Below are 21,896 nucleotides of genomic sequence, written 5' to 3' on the forward strand. Positions count from 1 at the left end.
ATATGACCGTCAGAGTAGCCATCAACGGGTTCGGCCGCATCGGCCGCAACATCCTGCGCGCCATCTACGAATCCGGCCGCAAGGACATCGAGGTCGTCGCCATCAACGACCTCGGCCCGGTCGAGACCAACGCGCACCTGCTGCGCTACGATTCCGTTCATGGCCGCTTCCCGCACGAGGTGAGGGTCGACGGCGACACCATCAGCATCGGCAGCGGCGCCATCAAGGTCACCGCGATCAAGGATCCGTCGCAGCTGCCGCATGCGGAGCTGGGTGTCGACATCGCGCTCGAATGCACCGGCATCTTCACCTCGAAGGAGAAGGCTTCCGCCCATCTCACGGCCGGCGCCAAGCGCGTCATCGTCTCGGCCCCGGCCGACGGTGCCGACCTCACCGTCGTCTACGGCGTCAACCACGACAAGATCAGCAAGGATCACGTCGTCATCTCCAACGCGTCGTGCACCACGAACTGCCTGGCGCCGGTGGCCATGGTGCTCAACAATGCCTTCGGCATCGAGAAGGGCTTCATGACCACGGTGCACGCCTATACCGGCGACCAGCCGACGCTGGACACCATGCACAAGGACCTCTACCGCGCCCGCGCCGCGGCCATGTCGATGATCCCGACCTCGACCGGTGCTGCCAAGGCCGTCGGCCTCGTGCTGCCCGAGCTCAAGGGCAAGCTCGACGGCGTGTCGATCCGCGTGCCGACCCCGAACGTCTCGGTGATCGATTTCAAGTTCGTGTCGAAGAAGCCGGTCACGGTGGAGGAGGTCAACGCCGCGCTGGTGGCGGCGGCCGATGGCCCGCTCAAGGGCATTCTGGCCTACACCAACGAGCCGCTGGTCTCGATCGACCTCAACCACAACGCGGCCTCGTCCACCTTCGCGCTCGACCAGACCAAGGTCATCGACGGCAACCTGGTGCGCGTCATGTCCTGGTACGACAACGAGTGGGGCTTCTCCAACCGCATGGCCGACACCGCCGTCGCCTTCGGCAAGGTCATCGCCTGACGCGACCAGCGGCAGCAGCCAATATCCTGTGAAACGCCCGGCTTCGGCCGGGCGTTTTGTTTTCCGGACAGGAAAAATTCTCTCTCCCTGAAAAAAATGCATGCGCCATAGTGACTTTGCTTGCGCATCGCCTTGTCTTCGCCTCACTGTAGGAAAATTCAAAAAACAGCGAAGCTAGGGGAAATGCGCCGTCAATGGATCAGGCAATCTATCTCGCGACGCTGGTCGGTACGGCACTGGTGCTCGCTGCGGCATTCTCCAGCCTGATCGCCTTTCGCTTCGGCGCGCCGCTGCTGCTTCTGTTCCTGGGCATCGGGCTTCTGGCCGGCGCAAACGGTCTGGGCCTGCAGTTCGACAACGCCAATGTCGCCTATTTCGTCGGATCGCTGGCGCTGGCGGTCATTCTGTTCGACTCAGGATTCGGCACGCCTGTCAGCGTGCTGAGGCAAGCCGGCATGCCGGCCCTGACGCTGGCCACTGTCGGCGTGGCTCTGACCTCGATCATCTTCGGCGCGATGAGCCGCTACCTGACTGGGTTCAGCTGGATGGAATCCTTCCTGCTCGGCGCCACCGTCGCCTCCACCGACGCGGCGGCGGTGTTCTTCCTGCTGCGCGCGGGCAACATCAACCTGCGCGAACGTGTGCGCTCGACGCTCGAAATCGAATCCGGCACCAACGACCCGATCGCCATCTTCCTGACCCTGACGCTGGTCGAGCTCATCGCCATCGGCGTAAATCCAGAGGCTCAGGTACTTTTCACCGATCTGGTGCTGGGCTTCTTCGTCACCATGGGCCTTGGTGCCGCCGTCGGCATGCTGGGCGGCTTCGCCATCGTGCGCCTGGTTGAAAGGCTCAATCTCGACCGCGGCCTGATGCCGATCTTCGTGCTGACCCTGTCGCTGCTGGTGTTTGCCGCCGCCGGCGCCATCGGCGGCTCGGGCTTCCTGGCGGTCTATCTGGCGGGCATGGTTGCGGGCAATTCCGACATGCGGGCCCAGGCCGCCGTCAAGCGCTTCCAGAGCGGCATGTCGTGGCTGGCCCAGATCATCATGTTCCTGGTGCTGGGCCTGTTCGCCACGCCTTCGCAGTTTCCCGCCATTCTTCTCGGGGCGATCGCGCTCGGCCTGTTCCTGATCCTCGTCGCGCGCCCCATCGCGGTATGGCTGTGCCTGAAGCCATTTGCGCTGCCCCCGGCCGAGGTCGCCTTCATCTCCTGGGTCGGCCTGCGCGGGGCGGTCTCCATCCTGCTCGCGATAACCCCGCTGCTGGCCGGACTGGAGCATGGCCGCGCCATCTTCAACACCGCCTTCATCATCGTGCTGGTCTCGCTGGTCGTGCAGGGCTGGACGGTCGGTCCCCTCGCCCGCCGGCTCGGCCTGATCGTGCCGCACCGTGCAGGGCCAATCGAGAAGGTGGAGCTGGAACTGCCGGGCTCGGCCCACCACGAACTGCTGAGCTACCGTGTCGTACCGGGCAGCCCGGTTCTGCGCGGCGAGCGCCTGCCGCGCTGGGCCCGCCCCTCGCTGGTGGTGCGCGACGGCGTTTCGATGAAATTCCCCGACTTCGGCCGCCTGGTTGCCGGCGACCGGGTCTACATCTTCGTCTCCGACCGCTACCCGGCATTGCTCGACCGGCTGTTCACCAGCCGCGTCGACGTGGATCCGGAGGATGCCGAATTCTTCGGCGCCTTCGCGCTAGACCCGGACCGGCCGGCTTCCGAGCTCGAGGCCGCCTATGGAACCGGCCTGTCGGAAGACGAAATGAAGATGACCATCGGCGAGTTGCTGCTGGCGCGCTTCGGCGGGCATGTCGAATACACCGACCGCCTCACCCTCGGCCCCATAGAGCTCATCGTGCGGGACATCGACGAAAACGGCCGGATCACCGGCGTCGGCCTGTCATTCGAACCTACCCAGCCGCAGCACCTGGTGCCGGAAAAACTGCGCGAGTACGCTCGCTGGCTCCTTGGACGCCCAAGCGCCCGCCCCGCAGGAACCAAGGCCCAAGGCGAGGCGTAGCCGCGGCGACCGGCCCACGCGCCTCCAAGTTGCTGCGGCGCAGACCTGCAGCGCTCACCCAAGTTCCAGAGGTTTGCGGGTTGTTTTTTCGGGGTTTAATTCGGTCGCGGCGTGGAGAAATTGCTTCCCTTGGCCCGGCGGCAGGGTGCTGCCGCCGGAGTGTAGAACGCGCCCGCTAGCGCGTCGGATGAAAAAGCCTTCAGTGCGTCGTCGTTGTCGCCTTCAGTTTTTCAATCTCGTCCTTGATTGCCAGCTTGCGTCGCTTGAGAGACGCGATTTCAAGATCGTCAACCGACGGGTGGCTCATCGCCGTGTCGATTTCGCGATCGAGATCGCCGTGCTTCCGCTGCAACTCTTCAAGATGGGTGGCAAGAGACATGATTGGTACTCCCGTTCTGGTTTCCTCGATCATACCGCCACAGGGCGCTCCCACCGCCGGCATTGCTCTGTGACGGTATGATGACAGTGTGCCACCAGATCGCCTGCATGTCGAATGCGGCGTGGTAGCATTTCCTGAAAGCTTGAAATGTGGTATGAAGGCTGCATTGGTGGGTGGCTGCGTCCAGCCTGCCCGTCAGCGCTTTAGCGCCATATTTTGCAGACGGTAGGACATGTCAGACCAGGAACAGACCGAAATCCGTCTTGAATTTGCAAAGCTGAAGCAGGAGCACGCCGATTTCGACGCGGCGATCAACGCGATGATTGCGACTGCGTGCGATCCGCTGCAGATACAGCGCATGAAGAAGAAGAAGCTGCAGCTGAAGGACAAGATGTCCAAGCTGGAAGACAGGATCATTCCGGATATCATCGCCTGAGGGCACGGTGCTCTCCGGCGGGCGAGCTTCCGGGCCAATACCACGCCGCCAATCGCCCGAGGGGTCCAACAGGCACATGGCCTGAGCTGACCGCGGCAATTTCGTTTCCGGCCGTGAAGCGCTTGCGGGAGCGGCGGCATTTCGTTAATGCCCCGGTACGCTGACTTCCAGCAGGCCAGTTCGACAACCGGAGGCCAGACATTGGACAAGGGACGCGCCGACGTCGCTATCATCATGGGCAGCCAGTCCGACTGGGCAACCATGCGCCACGCCGCCGAGACGCTTGCAGCGCTAGGCATTTCCCATGACAGCCGCATCGTGTCTGCGCATCGCACGCCGGAGCGCCTCTACGACTTTGCCCGCGGCGCGAAAGCTGAAGGCTTCAAGGTGGTGATCGCAGGCGCGGGCGGGGCCGCCCATCTGCCCGGAATGACGGCGGCGCTGACCCCGCTGCCAGTGTTCGGCGTGCCGGTGGAATCCAAGGCGCTGTCAGGCCAGGACTCGCTGCTGTCGATCGTGCAGATGCCGGCCGGCATTCCGGTCGGCACGCTGGCCATCGGCAAGTCGGGCGCGGTCAATGCCGCCCTGCTCGCCGCCGCGGTGCTGGCGCTGGGCGACGAGGCGCTGGCCGCGCGGCTGGATGCCTGGCGCGCCGAACAGACCGCCAAGGTCTCGGACCGGCCGGTGGAGGAATCATGACCGCCCCGCTCCCCGCAGGCTCGACGATCGGCATCATCGGCGGTGGCCAGCTTGGCCGCATGCTGGCGATGGCCGCCGCCCGGCTGGGCTACCGCACCATCGTTCTGGAGCCGCAGGCGGACTGCCCGGCGGCCCAGGTCGCGAACCACCAGATCGTCGGGGCCTATGACGACGCGGTCGCCTTGCGCGAGCTTGCCCGCCGCTGCGACGTGGTGACCTACGAGTTCGAAAACGTGCCCGTGAACGCGGCGCAGGTGCTGGCCGAAACGGTGGCGGTGCTGCCGCCGCCGCGCGCGCTCGACGTGTCGCAGGACCGGCTGACCGAAAAGACCTTCCTCAACGGCATCGGCCTGCGCACGGCGGATTTTCGCGCCGTGGAAGCTGACGAAGACCTTGGCGCCGCCCTGCGCGACTTCAAGGGCCTTGGCATCCTCAAGACCCGGCGCATGGGCTATGACGGCAAGGGGCAGCGCGTGTTCTGCAATGCCAGCCCCGACGAAGCCAGCGGCGTCTTCAAGGCCATGGGCGGCGTGCCGCTGATTCTCGAGTCCTTCGTGAATTTCGAACGGGAGGTCTCGGTCATCGCCGCGCGCGGAAGCGACGGAGCCCTCTGCGCCTACGATCCGGCCGAGAATGTCCATCGCGACGGGATCCTGCACACTTCTACCGTGCCCGCCGGGGTCGGCCTTGGCGTAGCTGCCGCAGCCAAGCAGGCCGCCTTCGCCATTCTCCAGGCGCTGGATTATGTCGGGGTCATCGGCGTCGAATTCTTCGTGCTGGCCGACGGGTCGCTGCTCGTCAACGAGATCGCGCCGCGCGTGCACAATTCCGGACATTGGACGGAGGCCGCCTGCACGATCTCGCAATTCGAGCAGCACGTGCGCGCCGTTGCCGGCCTGCCTTTGGGCCTCGCCGCCCGGCATTCGGACTGCGTGATGGAAAACCTGATCGGCGATGAGGTGCAAAGGGCTGCGCAACTGGCTCACGAGCCGAACCTGATGCTGCATCTCTACGGCAAGGCCGAAGCGCGGCCGGGCCGCAAGATGGGGCATTTCACCCGCCTGGGCCCGCTGACGGAAGCCTGATCGCACCGCCAACGCGGCCGGTTGGGCAGCGGCGTTTTGCCAATTTCGGCAACCATATGCGATGCCGGATGATTCATCGCGGGGCGCGGTTGACAGGATGGCGGAACCTCGTCTATGAGCTTTTCACAAATTCGGACGCGCTCTCGGGCGCGTCTTTCAATTCGGCCGGTCAACGGCCCAGTTCGACGGATCAGACCATGAAGATCAAGAATTCGCTCAAGGCCCTCAAGGCCCGCCATCGCGACTGCCAGCTGGTTCGCCGCAAGGGCCGCGTCTACCTCATCAACAAGACCGCCCCGCGCTACAAGGCGCGCCAGGGCTAAGCCCGGGCCGGAAGGCTTCGCGCTTTCCGAGACGGCTTGCCCGTTTCACGCGAAATTCAATTTGACGTTCCCATGCCGAAGGTTAAATCCTTGGGCATGCGGAGCGTTTTTGCATTCTGTATCGGCTTGGCGTTGATCGGCGCGTCTGGCGCTGCTCAGGCGCAGTCGGCCGCACCTCACCGCGACACCCCTCCCCTGGCCAAGGCCGAAACCAGGCTCGACACGCTGTTTGGCGCCCTGAAGCGCGAGCGCAACGAAAAGGCGGCCGAGCGCATCGCCGCCCGCATCCAGGAACAGTGGAACAAGTCCGGCAGCGCGTCGATCGACCTGATGATGCAGTGGTCGCAGAAGGCCATCCAGGCTCAGAAATTCGACGTCGCGCTCGACTTCCTCGATGAAGTCGTGACCCTGGCGCCGAATTACGTCGAGGGCTGGAACCGCCGGGCGACGGTGCATTTCCTGATGCAGAACTATCGCAAGTCCATGGCCGACATAGACCGGGTGCTGCAGCTTGAGCCGCGCCATTTCGGCGCCCTGGCCGGTATGGCACAGATCCTGGAATCGACAGGCCGCAAGCAGCTGGCACTGCAGGCCTGGCAGAAGGTGCTCGACATCTATCCGATGCAGCGCAGCGCGCAGGAGAAAGTGTCCAAGCTGTCAGAAGAACTGGCCGGCGAGGCGATCTGACCGGCGAACCGGCCAAGACCACCCTTCCGAACTCCAGATACGGCGTCAGAGCGACGGCTCAGGCGCCGCCACGCCCCTCCGCCCCCACATAGGCTATGCGCAGCATGTTGGTGGCGCCCGGCGTGCGCAGCGGCACACCCGCGGTGATGATGATACGGTCGCCGGGGCGGCCGAAGCCTTCCTCATAGGCGATGCGGCAGGCGCGGTTGACCATGTCGTCGAGATCCTGGGCATCCTCGGTGACCACGCAATGCGTACCCCAGACCAGCGACAGCCGCCGTGCGGTTTCCACGACCGGCGACAAGGCGATGATGGGCACCTGCGGCCGCTCGCGCGCGGCACGCAACCCGGTCGTGCCGGAAGAGGTGTAGGTGACGATGGCCGACAGCTTCAGCGTTTCGGCGATCTGCCGCGAGGCCAGCGAAATGGCGTCGGCGCCGGTCGCTTCCGGCTCGGAGCGCTGCGCGTTGATGATGGTGGCGTAAGTGGGGTCCTGCTCGACGCGCTGCGCGATCCGGCTCATCGTCGCGACCGCCTCGACGGGATATTCCCCCGCCGCCGACTCGGCCGAGAGCATGATCGCATCCGCCCCTTCGAACACGGCCGTCGCCACGTCCGAAACCTCGGCGCGGGTCGGCACCGGGGCAGAAATCATCGATTCCAGCATCTGCGTGGCGATTACCACCGGCTTGCCGGCGCGCCGCGCGGCCCGAGTGATCTGCTTCTGGATGCCGGGCACGGCTTCCAGCGGCATTTCCACGCCGAGGTCGCCGCGCGCCACCATCAGCGCGTCGGACAATTCGATGATCTCCGCAAGGCGTAACACGGCCTGCGGCTTCTCGATCTTCGACAGGATCAGGGCACGGCCGCGCGCGATCTTGCGCGCCTCGGCAAGGTCCTCCGGGCGCTGGATGAAGGACAGGGCGATCCAGTCCACGCCCTCGGCCAGAACCGCATCCAGATCAGAACGGTCCTTTTCCGTCAGCGCGCCGACGGGCAGGTCCGTGTCGGGCAGGCTGACGCCCTTGCGGTCTGAAATCCTGCTGCCGGCGACAACCGTGCAGGTGATCGACCTGCCGTCGCAGGCGACCGCGCGAAGTTCCAGCCGGCCATCATCGATGAGCAGGCGATGCCCCGGCTGTACCGAGGCCAGGATCTCCGGGTGCGGCAGGCAAACTCGCGTCGCGTCGCCGGGCTTTGGGTCGTCGTCCAGCGTGAAGGTCTGGCCGATCTCGAGCATTTCCTTGCCATTGGCGAACTTGCCGACGCGCAGCTTCGGCCCCTGCAGGTCGGCCAGGATGCCGATTGGACGCCCAAGTTCAGTCTCGACCGCCCGAATGCGGCGGACGAGCTCGCGCATGAGGGTGTGGTCGGCATGGCTCATATTGATGCGGAAGACGTCGGCTCCCGCCTGGAAGAGGCTTTTGATCATGGCCTCGGAGGAGGAGGCCGGACCAAGCGTTGCGAGGATTTTTACCTTTCGGCTGCGTCTCATTGAGAATTGGTTCCCGTGACGGCGGCGGCGCCGTCCGTTGCGGGTTCGTCGGTCAGTTGGACCATCCAGCTTGCCTGCTCGCCCGTATCATATTCCTTGAAGCCTGCGCGCTGGAACCCGCGGGCGACGCAATCGGTCACGCCAGCGATCTTGAACTCTTTTTCGGCAACGCACATGGTTATCGGACCGTCCCAGCGCCCACCGCGCTCGGCATCCTCTGCATAAAGATAGTAAAACCGCGATGACAAGGGCCCCTCGATCAGTGTCTTGCAGGTGGAGCCTTCGATATGCCACCAGCCTTCCGTGACCCAGCCCGCCTTGGCGCGGTAGCCGATGCCGACGCCAACCAGGTTCTGCGTGGCATTGCACACCCGGAAATCGGCGTGCGCCGTGCTTGCAGTCGCGACGAAGAACAGCGGCACGAGGAGGGAGAACAGCAACGCAGCCCACGCAGAATGAATGCGCGGTGCCACGGCAAAACTCATCCTCGACCCCCTCTTGCTTCGTATCGGCATGTCCAGGTGCTCCTTTTCGGCAAAGTCCGGGCGCATGTCAACGCGCCGTCGGCCGGAATCCAATCGATTTAGATGTATGTGAGCGGCAGGTTTGGTCGCGCAGACAAGGTTTCGGCCACAACATTGACCAAACAACGACATTGCATGCAGCCTGACTTCGTGGAATGACCAGCCTATCCCATCAACACCGCCAGACGGGACAGTTGCAAGCCCATGACTCGATCCGCAGTTTTTGCCCCCTTCGAAATCGTCGAGGGCGACCGCAAGCGAGGCATCGTCCTGTTGGCCGACCATGCTAAGCGCGACCTGCCCGACGAGTATGGCGACCTTGGCCTGCCGCCTGCCGAGTTCCAGCGCCATATAGCCTATGACATCGGCGTGGAGCAGCTGACGAGAAGGCTCGCCGCGCTGCTCGGCGTGCCGGCGATAATGGCCAATTTCTCGCGGCTGCTGATCGATCCCAATCGCGGCGAGGACGACCCGACGCTGATTCGCCAGCTCTACGACGGCACGGTGGTGCCCGGAAACTATCCGATGGCGCCCGAAGAGCGCGAGAAGCGGCTCGAGAAATATTACCGCCCCTACCACGATGCGGTCGGAGCGATGGTGGCGTCGGTGGCACGGGAAACCGGCAAGGCGCCTTTCCTGCTCTCCGTCCATTCCTTCACGCCGGTCATGCAAGGGCACACCCGGCCGTGGCATGTCGGCCTGCTGTGGGACCGCGACGACCGCGCGGTGCGGCCGCTGATCGAACTTCTGGCGCAGGATAGAACCCTGATCATCGGCGACAACGAGCCCTATGACGGCGCGCTGCGCGGCGACACCATGTTCAGGCACGCCATTGTCAACGGCTACGCCCACGCGCTGATAGAGATCCGTCAGGACCTGATCGCCGACGAGGCCACTGCCGACGACTGGGCGGCGCGGCTGGCACCCATTGTTGACGCCATCAACGATCGCCCCGATATACATCAGGTAAAGCAATTCGGCTCGCGCACCGGGCCGCTGTGACGGAGGCCGCCATGGCAGAACTGAGCAACGACCAGCAACGCGACTTCGAGGCCGCCGCCTTTCGCAGGCTGGTCCGGCACCTGCGCGAGCGCACCGATGTGCAGAACATCGACCTGATGAACCTTGCCGGCTTCTGCCGCAACTGCCTCTCCAACTGGTATCGCGAAGCCGCCGAGGAGAGCGGCGTGGCGCTTACCAAGGAAGAGTCGCGAGAGATCGTCTACGGCATGCCCTATGCCGAATGGCAGGCGAAGTACCAGACCGAGGCCTCCGACGCGCAGAAGGCCCGGTTCGAGGCAAGCCGGCCGAAGGATCACTGACGGCCTCTCGCATTTTCCGGACGATTGTGTTGCCATTCCGCCCTTGACCCCTCAGGACGGGTAAGGCATCGAACGGCTACCCATACGCCGCGCCGAGTCGCGGCTTTTTCATCCGGAGCATAAGAATGGCCGACGAGATCACCGAAACCAGCCAGACCGTTGCCGCGGGCCAGCTGCGCGCGTTCATCGAGCGCATCGAGCGTCTTGAGGAAGAGAAGCAGACCATCGCCGACGACATCAAGGACGTCTTTGCCGAGGCAAAAGGCACCGGTTTCGACACCAAAGCGCTGCGCACCATCATCCGCCTGCGCAAGAAGGATGCAGCCGAGCGTCAGGAAGAGGAAGCAATCCTCGACCTCTACAAGGCCGCGCTGGGAATGGAGTGAGGCCGGGCGGCGCACATCCATTGAGCGCGTCCCGGAAGCTGGCTACTGGTGGACGGTGTATCGTCAATAGCGGTGGGCGACGCAGTGGCTGAAGGCCAACAGTCGCTGGGGTGAAGCGCAGAGCTGCCCCCGCCTTTGTGCGGCCCCGGCCCGCTGCACGCCTTTACGCAGCTAGCGAGAACGAAATCCGATAGATGCGCTGAACTCCGCGGCCTGCTCGATTAACGAGGTCGCCAGAGCCTTTTCCTTTCCGGGGTCGAAGCGGATTTCCGGAACTGTGATGCAAAAGCTTCCGATGACGGTGGCACTGCCGTTCCTGACTGGGGCCCCGATACCGACGGCACCACTCAATTTCTGGCTGCGCGTCAGTACGTAGCCGCGATCCCTGATTGCGTCGAGTTCCGCTTTCAGGATTTCCCACGCGGGTGGAGGAGCACCGGTTGCGGGTGAGCGGTCACCCTTGGCTGCGATGGCACGCTGCTCTTCTTCCGGGAGGAAGGCGAGGATCGACCTTCCCGTCGCGCCCCATAAAACGGTATGCGGAACGTACAGCTCCATCTCGTAGCGCAAGGGGTGCAGCGAGTTTACAGCTGCCATGACGCTGACCTGATGGGTTGCCGGAAGGTAGGCAACAAACATGCAGGCCTCTCCGCACTGGGCGACGATCCGTTCCAGGTAGGGAAGCGTAAGGTCCCGGAACCCCTTCTTGTAGCTGAGAAGCGAACCCAGCCGCTCGAGGTCGATGCCTGCACGATAGCGGGATGTCTTGGGGTCCTTGGCGACCATCCCTTCCTGCATAAGCACCCGCAGCAGGCGATGCGTGGTGCTTGCGGGCAGATCCAGATGGCTTGCCGCGTCCTTGATCGAGATGTCGCTCTCTATCTCCGCCAGCAGACGGATGAGTTTCACACAACGAACGATCGGTCCGTCAAGACGTGCAGCATCTTTCGTGGTCATACGGCAGCCTGCGTTCAACTCAGTAGAACTTGCCGACCTTTGTTCAGGGTCGGCAGATTGTTGTCAAGAAAATCAGCGGGGACCAAGCAGCAAGTCGGGCAGCCACAGGCTGATCTGCGGGAAGATGATGAGGACGATCAGCATCAAGCCCAACAGCAACGTGTAGGGCAAAGCACCCTTCACCACATCGATCATCGGCTCGCCCGAAATCGCCTTCACAACAAAGAGGTTCATGCCGACCGGCGGGGTGAGCAACCCGATCTCGGTGTTGACGACAAAGATGATGGCGAACCAGACCGGGTCGTAGCCATAGGAGGTGATCACCGGAAACAGCAGCGGAATGGTGATGACGGTCATCGCCGCGCCGTCGAGGAACATGCCCAGGAACAGCAGCAGCAGCATGATCCACATGATCACCATCCAGCCAGGCTGGCCGGTGCCCTGGATCAGATCGACTAGGTCCTGCGAGATGCCGAGCATGGTGACCGCGCGGCCGAGGATGAGGCCGCCGAGCAGGATCGTCCCGATCATGGTGATCGAGTAGATCGAACGGACGGCGGCCCGGTGCACGCCCTTCCAGCTCAGCCCCTTGAGCACGTAGACGCCGATCAGCATCGCGGAGAGGGCGCCGAGAGCGGCGGCTTCGGTCGGGGTGACCACGCCGAAGAAGATGCCGCCGAGAACCGCCGCCATCAGCACGATGGCCGACCAGATCTGGCGCAGCGACGCCCAGCGTTCCACCCAGGTCACGTCTGGCGTGTCGACCGGCGGCGCCTTGCGCTCTTCCGCATGCGACACGATCATCGTGTAGACGATGAACACCGCCAGGATCAGCACGCCTGGAACGACACCCGCCATGAACAGCCGGGCAACCGACGTTTCGGTGAGTTCGCCATAGATGATGAAAGCGGTGCTCGGCGGAATGAGGACGCCCAGCGTGCCGCCGGCGGCAACCGCGCCCATGCCTCGCTTGACGTTGAGGCCGCGGCGCTTGAACTCGGGAATGACGACGCCGCCGATGGCGCCGGCAGTCGCGACGCTCGATCCGGAAAGGGTCGAGAAGGCGCCGCAAGCCGCAAGGGCTGCATTGTAGAGCGCCCCAGGCATCTTCGAGAACCACTTGTCGGTGAAGTCGAGCAGCTTCGGCCCCATGCCGCTCTCGGTGATGTAGGCGCTCATCAGCATGAAGAGCGGGATGGCGAGCAGGCTGGAGCTGGACAGGTGGAGCGCTGCGCCGGAAGTCAGCGACAGCCAAGCGCTGGTCCCCCCGGTTGCCGAGAACAGGCCAAAAATGCCCGTCATGCCAAGGACATAGGCGATGGGAATGCCAAGCAGCAACAGCGCAATCAGACCGGCGGTCGCCAGACCGGCAGTGATACCGATATTCATTTTGTATCTCCGTGAGGCGATCAGTCTTGCGTGGTCAGATCACGGGTTTTCGCCCGGGAAATACGGCGCGCGAGATGAAGCAGAAGAATAAGAATCAGAAGGCCGCAGCCGATCGGAATCACCGAGGCGATCGGCCAGAGCGTGATGTATGGTTGGCTCGGCGTAGTCGTTCCCTGCGCGAACATCTGGGCCGTCGCCACCCAGCCCGACCACCCGAGAAGGCTGAGATAGAAGATGCTCGCGACAGGCACGAGATAGCCGGCGATCAGTTCCTTGGCGCGATCCGGCAGCGCCGACAGCAAGAGGTCGACGCGGACGTGCCCGCCGACGATATGGGTGCCGGCGAGACCGAGGAACACCACGATCAAGAGCGAGAAGCGGGTCGCTTCGGAGATGAGCGTGAACCCGCCTCCGACCGTGTAGCGATAGGCGGCATTGACGACGAGGGCCACCGCCGCGATCTGGAGGATGAGCGCAGCCACATGCACTGCCCCAGTTGCGATCTTCTCCAGTGGGTTCTGTCCAATCGGTTCGATCGTATCGTCCGAGTGACCTGAATTGTGAGACATTGGGAAGTCCTCGTCGTCCACCGATGCGTCAGCGCGCCGCTTCTACGATCTTCAGCACGTCGTCGAGAATTGGCAGCGTCACCCTGTAGTCGTCGTAGACCGATGCAACGGCCGCCTTCAGGGCAGCCTTCTGCTCAGGTGTGGTGACCTGGACGTTGACCTTGCGCTCTTCCCAATCTGCGAAGCAGTCCTTGGATTCGACGCGCTCCATCAGTTCCCACTCGAATGCTTCCATTTCGGATGCCGCGTCCAGCACGACCTTCTGCTGTTCCTCGGTCAATCCCTTCCAGACATCGAGATTGAGGCCGAGGCTCTCGATGTCGTTCTTGAGCGAGACGACGGAAGCATAGGGCGCCTGCTCGAACCAGGAGCGGCCGATATGGGCAACGCAATTGGTGACGATGCCGTCGACGACGCCGCGCTGCAGGCCCTGCGTCACTTCAGTGGTGGGCAGGCGCACGACGTTGGCTCCCAGAGCGGTCAGCACGGCGTCGGATACGCCGCCGACGCCGCGGATCTGGGCGCCGACGAAGTCCTCCGGATTGGTCAGGAATTTCGACTTGTGGAAGACCTGGTCGTTGCCCTTCGGGAAGAAGCTCAACAGCTTGATGTTCTTCGCCTCGTACCAGCCCGAAACCAGCTCGCGCAGGCCGCCGTCGACCGCACGCTTGTAGTGGCCGTAATCGTCGAAAAGGAACGGCATCGTGATCGCTCCCAGTTCCGGGATGTCACCTCCCTGGAAACCGCCGATCATGTTCGAGGCGCTGACGGAGCCGGTCGAAACCGCCGAGAAGGACTCGTCGCTGCCGATCAGCGTGCTGCCTGGAAAGACGCGGACCTTGATGTCGCCGTTGCTCAGTTCCTCAACGCGCTTGGCCCAGAGATTATAGCCGTCGCCGATCGGCTGCGTGCTCGGATATTGGTGTGCCAGTGTCAGCGTGACCGACTGGGCCAGAGCGGCACCCGATGCAATGAGCAGCGCGGCGGCACCGGCGGCAAGAGTGGCAAGCAGTTTACGTGTCATGGTTGGATTTCCTCCGCCTGTATTGGTGCGTCGGAGCGCCAGTGGCCCTGGCGCTCCGATAGTTTTGGGACTTAGTCGACGAGTATCTTGCCCTGGCTGGACACAACGACGCCGTCGACTGTGATTTCGGGTTTGCTGATGACGCCTTCTAGCCGCAGCTTCGCGTGGCAGGTGCCGCCGAGCGTGACGGTATCGCCAAGGCCGATATGGGCCGTGCCATACATCTTCTTGTCGGTACGCATGGAGCCGACAGGCTTCACCTTGGGGTTCAGGCCGAGGGCGATCTCTGCGGGCGCGTTGTAGCTTCCGGCATCGCCATGCGTCGCAAGGATGTTCTTCCAGACGTCAGCCTGTGCGCCGCCCTCGATCTTGGTGACGAAGCCCTTCTCGATCGTCAGGATGATCGGCTCCTTGAGCGCGCCGACCGAGTGCGCCGTCAGGTCGAACACCACCCGGCCCTCGCCGGTGCCCTCAACCGGGCAGATGTGGGTCTCGCCATCCGGGAACGCGCATCCGCCGCCGCCGTTCTCGCGCATCTGGAACACCTTGCCGGTGATCGCGCGGCCGGGACGGCCCTCGATGCTTGCGGTCAGGTCGGTGCCGTTCGGGCAGGTGACGCGGATAGTCTTTCCGTCGCTGAAGATCTTCTCGACCTTCTTGCCGAGCACATTCATCGCCGGGTAGTCGGCTCCCGCCGGACCGTCGGGGTTCAGCATCGCCGTCGTCAGTTCTTCCATCAGCAGGTGACGCTTGCCAATTTCCAGCAACTCGGCGTTGAGCGGCGAATGCGCCAGAGCCGTGCTGGTCAGGTAGATCACGAGGTCGGTGTCGGGGTCCTTGGCGGCCGAGCAGATCGCGCTGGTCGGGTTCAGCGCGTGGGTTGCGCGCGGCGACATCATCGCGATCGTATATTCGATGCCCATGGTGCCTGCGGCAGCGGCGAGCGACTGCCAGAGCACCGTTTCGATCGCCGTGTCGGTGACGATCAGGATCTTGTCGCCCGGCTTGGCGTTAAGCTCAAGCGGCGTGCGCAGGATTTTGACAAGATCGATCATTTGTACGCTCAAGACTTCACTCCGTATGTATCAGGTGCATGGTCATCCCCGGCATTGGCCGCATCTGGCAGCCAGCCTTCGATTCCGAGGCCCGGCGTCCGGCCGCGCAGCGGGAACGCATGGCCGCTCCACCGCTCGTAGACCGAGAGGCAGCCGGCAAGCTTTTCTCTCAGCGCATCCGGCGCGGGCGGGTCGAGCGGAGAGCCCGGAAGCGCCGCGCGAACGAAACGCCGCTGGCCGCCCGACGGCATTTCGATGGTCAGCGTCACCTGGCCGAACTCGATATCGCCGCCGCTCGGCTGCGTCTCGTCCTCGACGATCTCCAAGCGCTCCATCAGTTGCGTCACTTTTGCCTCGCCCACCCCGCTGTCAGTAAAGTCGGCAAGGGTCGGCGTGCCGCGCAGAAGCGCCACCGCAAAGGGATAGGTGGCTGAAAATTTCGCCTGCATCCCGTCACGAGGGCGGTTGTGCTTCAGGAGACTGATGCTGGAGGCGGGCACGCTGAGCGTGTAGCGTGCGCCAGGTTGCAGGGCTTCGTCGCCGAGCGCGGCGCGCGCGTCCAGCGCGATGCCGACAAGACGATGCGATGCATAGCAGCAGGGAAAGAGCTTGACCGAGATGAGGTCGGGCCGAAGCTCGAACGCGTCATCTCCGGGGGCTTCCTCGCCGTCGCCTGCCCCATAGAGACCGGGATAGCCACGCTCTGAAAACACCGTGCGAGAGCCGGTGACGCCGGCCTGCGCAAGCCGGGCCGCGCGATAGCCTGCGGCGGCGGCAAACCCCGCATGGGCCGGCTTGGTCTGGGTCGAGAAATTCGCCTGAAGCCCGCTCGACAGCGATGCCGCGATGGCGAGCGCGTTGGCCATCTGCGCCGGCGCGAGGCCGGCCAGGCGCCCGCAGGCAGCGGCAGCGGCAAAAGTGCCGATCGTGCCGGTGCCGTGAAAGCCCTTGTGGTAGTGGCCGGGACCGACACGGCGCGCAACTGCCTTGGCGGCAATAAGCCCGGCTGCAAACGCCGCGATGACTTCGTCCGGATCGTCATCGCCGTGGCGCAGCACTGCCGGCAACAGCACGGTGCTGATATGCGCCATGCTTTCAAGGTAGACGTCATCGAAATCGAGCGCATGCGAGGCGACGCCGTTGACGAGGATCGCCGCTTCTGCGCTCTCGCAAGGTTCTCCGGACCAGGTGCGCGGCCCGTTGCCGCCATAGGCCGCGAGGACGTTGCGGGTGACGGGCTCGGGAAAGCCGGCGGCCGCAACCGCAATCGTGTCGGCCATGGCGCGCGCGATCAGATGGCGCTGCTCCGGGGGCGTGACGATGGCGGGCTCGAGTACCGCGTTGCACAGGCGGTCGAGAAAGTCGTTCGACATCGTCTAGTTGTTCCTGTTGTTCAGCCTGGCGTTGTAGATTGCGTGTGCGAGTGCGATATCGAGCGCGGTGGTTCCCTGAACGATCGCCATGGCGATGCCGTCAGACGGCAGGTCCGGAACGCGCCCGGCGGCGAGTTCGCCGATCGTGCCGGAAAGGCTAGCCTCGAACCCGGCCGCATCGATAAGGCCGCCCGCTATCCAGGCATGGGCGTCTCCTTGAAGGAGCGCGTAGCTGAGGTCGTCGACGAAGCGAACGGCAGCCGAGGCCCAGATCCCAGGGTCGATCTCGAGGCCGCCGCCCATCGAAAGAACCGTCGCCCCATCCTTCAGATGCTCGCGCCGCACGAGCACTTCATTGGCGGTGGTGATCGTGACGACAAGGTCCGCCTCATGCACTGCCTCAGGGGCGGATTGCGCGGAAGAGGCCGGAAGCCCGGAGGCACGACAATCGGCGGCGAAACGCTCCGCGGACTCTGGACTGCGCGATGCGACGACGATCTGTGACGGCTTCAGCAGTTCATGGATTGCCAGGGCAATCTGGCTTGCTATCGGGCCGGCGCCGATGATGGCGGCGCGGCGAAGCGGACGCGCCCGCAGCAGGTATCCCGCGACGACCGCCGCTGAAACCCCGGTGCGGAACCTGTACATCGTACGCTCGTCAAAGAAGGCAACCGGCTCGCCTGTCTCGAGCGACCACAGCACCAGCCGCGGCGCGGCGCGAGAGGTGAGCCGGACGCCGGCAACGCCGAGATGGTCGAGCACGGCACCCTTGACCCCCAGGCGGTGCGGCGTGGTTCCGATCCGCATCATAGACGGCGCTGACGCATGGACGCGCCCTTCCCCGATGGAACGGTAGGTGTCGTCGATAATCTGCGCCGCAAGTGCGATCTCGATCGCGCCCCGGCTGTCTGCCTCGGCAAAATAGAGCATGGCCCCCTAGCCTCCGTTGGCGAGGAACCTTCCACGAAGGGTACAGAATGTCAACAGATGAAATTATATTCTACTGGATGGAATGATATGGCAGATGTCGTGGGCTGTAGTGCAAAGCTTTTAGTGGGTTTGGTTGGCGAAGAGCCGCTATATCCGGCAGCGGGTCCGTCGCACAAAGATCGCGCGTGCCAGGCAGTCGACTACCGGACATCCGATTGTCATGAGCGCTGTGACGACGCCGGACGAAGGGAAGAATGGCGCAGGGGCTACAACGGGTACGATCCCACAGCGCTCAGACGGCGCCGATTCGCCGTGGACGGCTCTTCGGCACCACTGCCGGACGATGTCTGGTCCCGGAAAGTCTTAACCCGGGCTGGCCGCACTAGATGACGCTTGGGTGCATCGCGGGTGCTGCGTCATACCCAAGCTCTATGACCTCCATCAAACGCCGACCAGCCTCGGAGGAGGCGATTCCTAGGTCTCTGACGCTATCCATATGATTGCGGCCGGCCAGAGTCATGGATGAGACCGGCAGGCCCTGCGACCGAAGGGAGTTCGCGAATTTCTCCGCCTGATCGTGGAAGGGCGCAGTTTCGTCCGCTCCGACCATGATCGTGACCTTCGTGTTCCGGTCATGCCGGTGGGTCAACGGCGTGAAGCTGTCGACTTCCTCGTCGGTGATGCCGATCTCGCCCTGCAGGAAGGATGATTGGAGCGGCTTGAGTTCATACAGGCCGCCGAGCAGCAGCGCAGCCTGTATCCCCGATGGCAATTCCGTTTCGTTGAACAGGAATGTCGCAAGATGCGCGCCGGCGGAATGGCCGCTCACCGTCAGCCGTGCCGGGTCGCCGCCGAACTCGGCGATGTGGTCGACAACCCAGCGTTTTGCCCGTCGCACCTGGTCGACGATTGTGGCCATCCTGACCGACGGCATCAGGGCATAGTCGACAATGACGGCGATTGCCCCGGCCTTGGTGACGGTTTCGGCGACATAGGAATAGTCGCGCTTGGAGAACATCCGCCAGTAGCCGCCGTGGATGAACATGTGCACGGGCATGCTTTCCTGGCGGACGACCGGAAAGAACAGATCGACGGTCTCGGTCGGGTCGGCGCCATAGGCGACATCGGCGACCATGGGCAGTTGCAGGCGCGTCTTCTCGCTTCTGCTGACGATTTCGCGAACGATATCGTCGAACTCGGCAACATGATCGCGGATGCGGAAAGGGTCGGTCGTCGATGCCATCTGCCCTCTCAAAAGCTGGCGGCGAAGTATTTCATCTCGAGGAACTCGGCGATGCCGTGGTGCTGGCCGCCTTCTCGCCCCAGGCCGCTTTGCTTCATCCCCCCGAATGGCGCAGCCGGATCGGACACCAGCCCCCGGTTGAGGGCGATCATGCCCGCTTCGATCTTTGAGCCCACCTGCATGCCGCGCGCAAGATCGCGCGTGAAAATGTAGGCGACAAGACCATATTCGGTGTCGTTTGCCTTTGCGATGACTTCATCCTCGCTATCGAAGCGCGAAAGCGGCGCGACAGGCCCGAATATCTCCTCATGCGCCATCTCGGCATCGGCGGGCACGTCCGACAGGACGGTCGGCGGGTAGAAGAAACCGCTTCCTTCAGGAACGACGCCGCCGCAAAGAACCCGCGCGCCGCGGGAGACGGCGTCGGTCACCAGGCGGTCGAGCTTTTCGACCGCCCTGCGCGTGATCATGGGCCCGCATTCGGTCGCGCTGTCGACGCCGGCTCCCACCCTCAAAGCTGCCATGCGGCTTCGCAGGCCTTCCGCAAAGGCCTGGTAGATGCCTGATTGGACATAGACGCGGTTTGCCGCCGTGCATGCTTCGCCTGCATTGCGCATCTTGGCGATCATGGCGGCGTCGAGCGCGGCCTCAAGATCGGCATCGTCGAAGACGATGAATGGCGCATTTCCGCCAAGCTCCATCGAGCAGGAGATAACGTTCTTTGCGGCCTCCGCGAGCAGCACCCGGCCAACGCCGGTCGATCCGGTAAAGGACAGCTTGCGCACGCGAGGATCGGCCAGCATTGCCGCGGTGACGGGGCCGGGCCGCGACGTCGTCAGAACGTTGACGACACCGCGCGGAACGCCGGCTTCCTCGTAGAGGGCCGCGAGCGCAAAGGCGGTCAGCGGCGTTTCACTGGCAGGCTTGAGGATTACCGTGCAGCCGGCCGCGAGAGCCGGTGCGATCTTGCGGGTCGCCATCGCGGCCGGGAAGTTCCACGGCGTGATGAGCACGCAGATGCCGATCGGCTGATGGTCGACCACTATGCGGTTCGTGCCGCTGGGCGCGATTGCGTATTCGCCGGTGATACGGACTGCTTCTTCCGCGTTCCAGCGAAAGAACTCCGCGGCATAGGCAACCTCGCCGCGCGCATCGCGCAGCGCCTTGCCGTTCTCCAGCGAAATCAGGGTCGCGAGCATTTCCGATCGCTCGACCATGAGCTCGAAACAGCGCCGGAGGATCTCGGAGCGCTTGCGCGGTGCCGTCTCGCGCCAGCCGGCGGCAGCCCTGGCGGCCGCCTCGACGGCTGAGGCGGCGTCTTCGAGGGTCGCGTCCGGAACCGCGGCGATCACGGCCTCAGTCGAAGGATCGACGACCTCGATCAGCTCTCCGCTTCCGGACTGACGCCATTCGCCGTCTATATAGAGGCCGCGCGAAAAGGCGCTGATGTCGTGTTGATGGGCAGACTGATGGGAAATGTTCATCGGAGGTCCTGATTGTCAGACGGCGGAAGCGGCAAGGTCGCCGTCATAGGCGGCCTGGAGGAGGCGCCTCATTGCAGCGAGATCGAAGGTGCGCGGGTTGTTCTTGATGAGCCGGTCGATGCCGAGGGCTTGCTCTGCCGTCCAGTCGAGCTTGTCGGCGGGAAGCCCCAAAGAAGCGAGAGTCGGCGTGATGCCTATTGCGGCGAAGAGCCTGCCGATTTCGGCAATCGTCGCATCGGCCATCTCCTCGGTGCTACGGCCGGTGTCGTCGAGCCCCAGGGCTGCGCCGATCTGCGCGATCTCGGCAGCGGCGACCGCCCGGTTATAGCTCATCACATAGGGCAACATGGTCGCGACCCCCAGGCCGTGCGCGGTGTGGGTGAGGGCGCCGGCAGGATACTGGACGGCATGGGCGGCGGCGGTTCCCGCCGTGCCGAAGGCGCAGCCGGCGGCGAGAGCGCCCATCATCACGTCGGCGCGGGCCGCCTCGTCGGAGCCGTCCAGGAACGCCTTTTCCAGGCTGCGCCCGAGCAGCCTGATCGCAAGCAGCGCAAAATGGTCGCTCATGGCATTCTTGCCGATGAAGACGTGCTGCTGTGCGAGCTCGTGGCCGTTGCCGCGCCTTGCGGCGGTGAAGGCCTCGATGGCGTGGGTCAGCGCGTCAGCGCCAGCTATCGCCGTCAAGCCTGCCGGACATGTCAATGTCAGGTCGGGATCGCAGATGGCGCAGGATGCGATGAGGTGAGGGCTGGAAATCCCCACCTTCAGCGTTCGGTCGGGATCGGAGATCACGGCCACCGGCGTCACTTCCGATCCGGTGCCAGAGGTCGTCGGCACGGCGATGACCGGCAAGATCGGGCCCGGAACCTTGAACTCCCCATAATAGTCCGGGAGCGCGCCCCCATGCGTGAGCAGCAATGCCGCGCACTTGGCCATGTCCAGGCAACTGCCGCCGCCGATGCCTATCACCATGTCTGGATTGAAGGATCGAACCTCCTCCACGCATGAGGCGACCGTGTCGCGGGGAACGTCAGGCAAGACACGATCGTAGACGACAGCATCGATCGCCGCCGCCTTCAGCCCTTGCAATATGTCGGCGAAGAGCTCGGTACCTGCAAAGCGTTTGTCGGTACAGATCAAGGCCCGCTTGCCGTGCTTCAGGGCGACGCTGGGCAATGCCCGGCGCTGCCCTTGTCCAAACAGAATCTCGCGCGGCAGCCTCATGGCGGCATAGAGCGTCATTATCGATTTCCTTCGAAGGCGGGGGAAAGAGCACGTGATTTCGGAAGGGCGGCAGCCCACGGCTTGAGATCGGCCGTGGCGCGCAGCCGATATGGTGCCGCAAGCATCAAGGCTGCGGCCTTGGTCGCGTAGGGGGCTATGCGGACCGTGGCATTCAGCAAGCGCAGCAAAGCTGCGGGAAATTGGCCCGGCGCTGAACCGCGGGCCAATGGAAACCAGGGAAAAGCTAGTTTTTTCAAGGCAGAACTCTCCTCCAAGAGAAC

At 64.0% G+C, this 21,896-nt stretch carries 24 protein-coding genes; 10 read left to right on the plus strand and 14 right to left on the minus strand.

Going from position 1 to position 21,896, the window contains the following annotated elements:
• The first annotated feature begins 2 nt into the window (after nucleotides 1–2).
• Together gap and AC3A4H_RS20425 are read left to right on the plus strand one after the other, a co-directional pair.
• The gene (gene gap / locus AC3A4H_RS20420; RefSeq protein WP_487768349.1) at nucleotides 3–1,013 is read left to right on the plus strand and encodes a type I glyceraldehyde-3-phosphate dehydrogenase; all 1,011 of its coding nucleotides are present in this window, start codon (nucleotides 3–5) and stop codon (nucleotides 1,011–1,013) included.
• Between the two features lie 194 nt (nucleotides 1,014–1,207).
• Complete coding sequence (locus AC3A4H_RS20425; RefSeq protein WP_487768350.1) at nucleotides 1,208–3,031, plus strand: potassium/proton antiporter; 1,824 nt, start codon at nucleotides 1,208–1,210, stop codon at nucleotides 3,029–3,031.
• Between the two features lie 199 nt (nucleotides 3,032–3,230).
• Here the strand turns inward: AC3A4H_RS20425 and AC3A4H_RS20430 are convergent, their stop codons facing one another.
• Nucleotides 3,231–3,410 (minus strand): YdcH family protein, encoded by a 180-nt coding sequence (locus tag AC3A4H_RS20430; protein WP_348780236.1) that lies wholly within the window; start codon nucleotides 3,408–3,410, stop codon nucleotides 3,231–3,233.
• A gap of 232 nt (nucleotides 3,411–3,642) precedes the next feature.
• Here AC3A4H_RS20430 and AC3A4H_RS20435 point away from each other — a divergent pair, with 232 nt between their 5' ends.
• The 5 genes from AC3A4H_RS20435 to AC3A4H_RS20455 all read left to right on the plus strand — a co-directional run bounded on the left by AC3A4H_RS20435 (nucleotide 3,643) and on the right by AC3A4H_RS20455 (nucleotide 6,640).
• A complete protein-coding gene (locus tag AC3A4H_RS20435; RefSeq protein WP_348780235.1) occupies nucleotides 3,643–3,846 on the plus strand; it encodes a YdcH family protein in 204 nt (67 codons plus the stop codon).
• A 201-nt stretch (nucleotides 3,847–4,047) separates the two neighbouring features.
• Nucleotides 4,048–4,545: a 5-(carboxyamino)imidazole ribonucleotide mutase gene (gene purE, locus AC3A4H_RS20440; RefSeq protein WP_487768351.1), complete on the plus strand. Its 498-nt coding sequence runs from the start codon at nucleotides 4,048–4,050 to the stop codon at nucleotides 4,543–4,545.
• On the plus strand, nucleotides 4,542–5,630 hold the full coding sequence (locus AC3A4H_RS20445) for a 5-(carboxyamino)imidazole ribonucleotide synthase (protein ID WP_487768352.1): 1,089 nt from the start codon (nucleotides 4,542–4,544) through the stop codon (nucleotides 5,628–5,630). The genes purE and AC3A4H_RS20445 overlap by 4 nt, the downstream gene beginning before the upstream one ends.
• A 197-nt stretch (nucleotides 5,631–5,827) precedes the next feature.
• Complete coding sequence (gene ykgO, locus AC3A4H_RS20450; RefSeq protein ID WP_348780232.1) at nucleotides 5,828–5,953, plus strand: type B 50S ribosomal protein L36; 126 nt, start codon at nucleotides 5,828–5,830, stop codon at nucleotides 5,951–5,953.
• Nucleotides 5,954–6,049: 96 nt separating this feature from the next.
• Nucleotides 6,050–6,640 carry a tetratricopeptide repeat protein gene (locus tag AC3A4H_RS20455; protein WP_487768353.1) on the plus strand — a complete coding sequence of 197 codons (591 nt, stop codon included), beginning with the start codon at nucleotides 6,050–6,052 and terminating at the stop codon, nucleotides 6,638–6,640.
• 58 nt (nucleotides 6,641–6,698) lie between these two features.
• On the opposite strand, the gene pyk is transcribed toward AC3A4H_RS20455, so the two are convergent.
• Both pyk and AC3A4H_RS20465 read right to left on the minus strand, forming a co-directional pair.
• The gene (gene pyk, locus AC3A4H_RS20460) at nucleotides 6,699–8,135 is read right to left on the minus strand and encodes a pyruvate kinase (protein WP_487768354.1); all 1,437 of its coding nucleotides are present in this window, start codon (nucleotides 8,133–8,135) and stop codon (nucleotides 6,699–6,701) included.
• Nucleotides 8,132–8,620, minus strand: a complete 489-nt coding sequence (locus AC3A4H_RS20465) for a DUF1036 domain-containing protein (RefSeq protein ID WP_487768494.1) — start codon at nucleotides 8,618–8,620, stop codon at nucleotides 8,132–8,134. Before AC3A4H_RS20465 ends, pyk begins: the two co-directional genes overlap by 4 nt.
• Before the next feature lie 243 nt (nucleotides 8,621–8,863).
• Here AC3A4H_RS20465 and AC3A4H_RS20470 point away from each other — a divergent pair, with 243 nt between their 5' ends.
• The 3 genes from AC3A4H_RS20470 to AC3A4H_RS20480 all read left to right on the plus strand — a co-directional run bounded on the left by AC3A4H_RS20470 (nucleotide 8,864) and on the right by AC3A4H_RS20480 (nucleotide 10,367).
• A complete protein-coding gene (locus AC3A4H_RS20470; protein WP_487768355.1) occupies nucleotides 8,864–9,661 on the plus strand; it encodes an N-formylglutamate amidohydrolase in 798 nt (265 codons plus the stop codon).
• A gap of 11 nt (nucleotides 9,662–9,672) precedes the next feature.
• Nucleotides 9,673–9,981 (plus strand): DUF1244 domain-containing protein, encoded by a 309-nt coding sequence (locus AC3A4H_RS20475; RefSeq protein WP_487768356.1) that lies wholly within the window; start codon nucleotides 9,673–9,675, stop codon nucleotides 9,979–9,981.
• A 125-nt stretch (nucleotides 9,982–10,106) separates the two neighbouring features.
• A complete protein-coding gene (locus tag AC3A4H_RS20480) occupies nucleotides 10,107–10,367 on the plus strand; it encodes a DUF2312 domain-containing protein (RefSeq protein WP_348780226.1) in 261 nt (86 codons plus the stop codon).
• Between the two features lie 171 nt (nucleotides 10,368–10,538).
• Here AC3A4H_RS20480 and AC3A4H_RS20485 read toward each other — a convergent pair whose 3' ends face one another.
• The 11 genes from AC3A4H_RS20485 to AC3A4H_RS20535 form a co-directional block, all read right to left on the minus strand.
• Entirely contained in the window at nucleotides 10,539–11,324 is a 786-nt protein-coding gene (locus tag AC3A4H_RS20485) for an IclR family transcriptional regulator (RefSeq protein WP_487768357.1), read from the minus strand.
• A 72-nt stretch (nucleotides 11,325–11,396) separates the two neighbouring features.
• The gene (locus tag AC3A4H_RS20490) at nucleotides 11,397–12,713 is read right to left on the minus strand and encodes a TRAP transporter large permease (protein WP_487768358.1); all 1,317 of its coding nucleotides are present in this window, start codon (nucleotides 12,711–12,713) and stop codon (nucleotides 11,397–11,399) included.
• A gap of 20 nt (nucleotides 12,714–12,733) precedes the next feature.
• Nucleotides 12,734–13,303 carry a TRAP transporter small permease gene (locus tag AC3A4H_RS20495; protein WP_487768359.1) on the minus strand — a complete coding sequence of 190 codons (570 nt, stop codon included), beginning with the start codon at nucleotides 13,301–13,303 and terminating at the stop codon, nucleotides 12,734–12,736.
• 7 nt (nucleotides 13,304–13,310) lie between these two features.
• Nucleotides 13,311–14,306: a TRAP transporter substrate-binding protein gene (locus tag AC3A4H_RS20500; protein WP_487768360.1), complete on the minus strand. Its 996-nt coding sequence runs from the start codon at nucleotides 14,304–14,306 to the stop codon at nucleotides 13,311–13,313.
• A 71-nt stretch (nucleotides 14,307–14,377) separates the two neighbouring features.
• Complete coding sequence (locus tag AC3A4H_RS20505; protein WP_348780221.1) at nucleotides 14,378–15,361, minus strand: aminopeptidase; 984 nt, start codon at nucleotides 15,359–15,361, stop codon at nucleotides 14,378–14,380.
• Nucleotides 15,362–15,369: 8 nt separating this feature from the next.
• Complete coding sequence (locus AC3A4H_RS20510; RefSeq protein ID WP_487768361.1) at nucleotides 15,370–16,734, minus strand: MmgE/PrpD family protein; 1,365 nt, start codon at nucleotides 16,732–16,734, stop codon at nucleotides 15,370–15,372.
• Nucleotides 16,735–16,737: 3 nt separating this feature from the next.
• The gene (locus AC3A4H_RS20515) at nucleotides 16,738–17,664 is read right to left on the minus strand and encodes an NAD(P)-binding domain-containing protein (protein ID WP_487768362.1); all 927 of its coding nucleotides are present in this window, start codon (nucleotides 17,662–17,664) and stop codon (nucleotides 16,738–16,740) included.
• 382 nt (nucleotides 17,665–18,046) lie between these two features.
• Nucleotides 18,047–18,907 carry an alpha/beta hydrolase gene (locus tag AC3A4H_RS20520; RefSeq protein ID WP_487768363.1) on the minus strand — a complete coding sequence of 287 codons (861 nt, stop codon included), beginning with the start codon at nucleotides 18,905–18,907 and terminating at the stop codon, nucleotides 18,047–18,049.
• An 8-nt stretch (nucleotides 18,908–18,915) separates the two neighbouring features.
• Nucleotides 18,916–20,391 (minus strand): NAD-dependent succinate-semialdehyde dehydrogenase, encoded by a 1,476-nt coding sequence (locus AC3A4H_RS20525; protein WP_487768364.1) that lies wholly within the window; start codon nucleotides 20,389–20,391, stop codon nucleotides 18,916–18,918.
• A 15-nt stretch (nucleotides 20,392–20,406) separates the two neighbouring features.
• Nucleotides 20,407–21,633 carry an iron-containing alcohol dehydrogenase gene (locus tag AC3A4H_RS20530; RefSeq protein ID WP_487768365.1) on the minus strand — a complete coding sequence of 409 codons (1,227 nt, stop codon included), beginning with the start codon at nucleotides 21,631–21,633 and terminating at the stop codon, nucleotides 20,407–20,409.
• Nucleotides 21,633–21,872: a hypothetical protein gene (locus tag AC3A4H_RS20535; RefSeq protein ID WP_487768366.1), complete on the minus strand. Its 240-nt coding sequence runs from the start codon at nucleotides 21,870–21,872 to the stop codon at nucleotides 21,633–21,635. Before AC3A4H_RS20535 ends, AC3A4H_RS20530 begins: the two co-directional genes overlap by 1 nt.
• Nucleotides 21,873–21,896: the final 24 nt, after the last annotated feature.

Source organism: Pseudaminobacter sp. Soil_N_29 (assembly GCF_057656055.1).